The sequence below is a fragment of the Nocardia sp. NPDC004722 genome, assembly GCF_053601505.1.
On the sequence record NZ_JBSGBY010000877.1, the window covers coordinates 1 to 2,611 of the forward strand.

The window sequence follows — 2,611 nt, forward strand, 5'->3', positions numbered from 1 at the left end:
CTGCCGACGGTGGGGCTACAGCTGGTGTGGGGCGAGCCCGTGCTGTTGCGGCGTGAGGTCAGTGGCGTCACCGTCACCGACCTGCAAGACCCGGCAGTTCACCGCCGAACACCGACTGGTAGAACGTCAACGCCTCACGCGCTTCCCCACGAAAGTTGAGCTGCGCGACCACGTTTACCGCCATGGCACTCCTCGCTGAACCCGATCGGACACCGTTGTCGAACCATGGTCGCATTCCCGGAGCCGATAACGAGGTCACCGCGCGAGACGAACCGCCGCGCTCCTTGACCTCAACCGCTGTTCAGCTTCTACGGTCACTCTCATGTCCTTCACCTCGATCGAGCGCGCCTATCTCACCAGCCAGCCGCTCGGCCGCCTGGCGACTGTCACGGCCAAAGGCACGCCTCTCATCGCTCCCGTCGGCTTCCAGCTCAACCCCGACGGCACCATCGACATCGGCAGCCCCAACCCGGAGGCCCAGCGCTACCGCAACGTCCGCGCCAGCCCGAGCGTCAGCTTCGCCGTCGACGACCTGACTCCCGACGACCCGGCCGAGCTCAAACCTGGATGGGGCCGTGGCGTTCTCATCACGGGCACCGCGGAGATTCTCACCGTCGAGATCCCGCCCGTCGCCCCGGACTGGTTCTCCGACACCATCATCCGCATCCACCCACGCCGCATCCGCAGCTGGCACCTCGACCCCGCCAACCCCGACGGCGAAACCCGCACCGTGACCGCTTGATCCAGGGTGAACCCGGCGCTCACGACTCCGGGGGCTTCACGGCGGTCACGATCTCGTCGGCGAGGAGGAACGGGGCCAGGCCGTGACCGTGCTTGTTGCGGTGCACGAGCGAGATGATGTTGTTGCTGAAGGCATCTCGGACGTGCCGGAAGGCGAGGCGGCCGTCGTGGACCTCCTCGGCGACGTCGAACTCGCTGAGGAAGGCGATGGCTTCGCCGGACATGGCGAGCCGCTTCATCGTCTCGATCGAGTTGGTGTGGAAGGCCGGTTCCACGTCGAGACCGGCCTTGGTGAAGGCTTCGGCGACGATGCCGTGGATCACCATCGAGCGGTCGGCGAAGATCGCCGGATACGCCGTGCATTGGGCGAGGGTGATCGTATCCTGCTGGGCCAGTGGATGACTCGTGGAGACCACGGCCCCCAGCCGGGTGTTCATCTGCCAGCGGACCTCGACCTGCGTCGAGGACGGCATATTGAAGCCGAGACCCAGATCGGCCTCGCTGTTCTCGACCGCCCGCAGGATGTCCAGGGTCGCCATGGTGCGGATCGAAATCCGGACCAGGGGATGGCGGGCGTGGAAGGCCGCCGCGGCGGTGGCGACCACACTGCTGGCCAGGCCGGTCATGGTGGCGATCACGACCTCACCGCTGCCGAGGGCGTGCAGGTCGCGGATGTCGGCGACCGTCTCGCGGTACTGCCGCAGCGTCAGACGGATGTGGGTGAGCAGTGCCTCACCGGCCGGGGTCGGACGCATCCCGCGCGGCAGGCGCTCGAAGAGCTGCTGGTCGAGTTCGGCTTCGAGTAGCAGGATCTGCCGGTTGATCGCGGAAGGCGCGACGTGCAACTTCGCGCCCGCCGCTCGGATGGATCCGAGCCGGGCCACCTCGTCGATGTAGAGCAGCAACCGGGAATGAAGCATGGCGTACCTCCTGGGCCGCTCGAACGAACTCGGCCACATCGTACGAAAAATGTGTACACGTCGTGCAAAAACGGATGCTTGTCGGCAACGGTCCCGTGCCGTTTCATCGGTACCAGGCAAAACCGGAAACACCACTGTGAGGATCGCCATGCACGACCACATTTCGACAGCCGACGTCCAAAACCCCGATGCCGCGAGCGTCGCCGCCCACGACGATTACGTCCGAACGATTTTCGGCATCCTGGAGGGCGAGCGGGAAGCCGACCTGCTGCTGCGCAATCTCCATATTCTCGATGTGCACAGCGAAAGCGTTTATCCCGGAACACTTCTGGTCCACGGCGGGCGGATCATCGCGCTTAGCCCGGACGAATCGATCGTGCGTTTCCGTGAGGTCTTCGACGGCCAGGGCCTGTACGCGATTCCGGGTCTCATCGACGCGCACCTGCATTTCGAATCCCAGCTCGCGCATCCGGCGGCTTTCGGTGAGGCGATCGTGCCCAGCGGTACGACCACGGTCTTCGGCGAAACCCTCGACTTCGCCAGTGCGGCGGGTGACGAGGCGGTCGAGGCGGCGCGGGCGCTGTTCGCCGACCACGACTCACTCCCGTACCGCCTGTACGCCTTCGCGCCGGGAAAGAAGACCACGCCGGAGATCACCGAGGCGATGCTGGCGATGGATCCGGTCATCGGGCTCGGCGAGCTGGCTCACCTGTCCTATATGACCGGCAATGCGGACGATTTCCGCAAATCCGCGCTCGGTCGCGCGAACTCGGGGGTCGTGAACTGTCACTGGGGTGTGACGTCGCTGTCGGACACGCTGTTGAATTACATGCCCGCGATCGGCGTCGACAACAATCACGACGTCTGGAACGAGGACGATATCGAGAAGAGCATCCGATACGGTCTCAACACGCAGATCAAATTCGGTGTCGGCAGTCCCGAGGTCATTC

2 protein-coding genes and 1 pseudogene are annotated in these 2,611 nt (G+C 65.0%); 2 read left to right on the forward strand and 1 reads right to left on the reverse strand.

Annotation, left to right across the window (positions count from 1 at the left end; genetic code table 11):
- Positions 1–322 precede the first annotated feature (322 nt).
- Positions 323–742 (forward strand): PPOX class F420-dependent oxidoreductase, encoded by a 420-nt coding sequence (locus ACWELQ_RS43365; RefSeq protein ID WP_452402794.1) that lies wholly within the window; start codon positions 323–325, stop codon positions 740–742.
- 19 nt (positions 743–761) lie between these two features.
- On the opposite strand, the gene ACWELQ_RS43370 is transcribed toward ACWELQ_RS43365, so the two are convergent.
- Positions 762–1,661 carry a LysR family transcriptional regulator gene (locus ACWELQ_RS43370; protein WP_452402795.1) on the reverse strand — a complete coding sequence of 300 codons (900 nt, stop codon included), beginning with the start codon at positions 1,659–1,661 and terminating at the stop codon, positions 762–764.
- 148 nt (positions 1,662–1,809) lie between these two features.
- Here ACWELQ_RS43370 and ACWELQ_RS43375 point away from each other — a divergent pair.
- Positions 1,810–2,611, forward strand: a pseudogene (locus ACWELQ_RS43375) (hypothetical protein); the annotation flags it as partial.

Bases quoted from the DNA above. Each gene is read 5' to 3' on its own strand.
- ACWELQ_RS43365 (WP_452402794.1), top strand. From the start codon at position 323: ATGTCCTTCACCTCGATCGAGCGCGCCTATCTCACCAGCCAGCCGCTC.
- ACWELQ_RS43370 (WP_452402795.1), bottom strand. From the start codon at position 1,661: ATGCTTCATTCCCGGTTGCTGCTCTACATCGACGAGGTGGCCCGGCTC.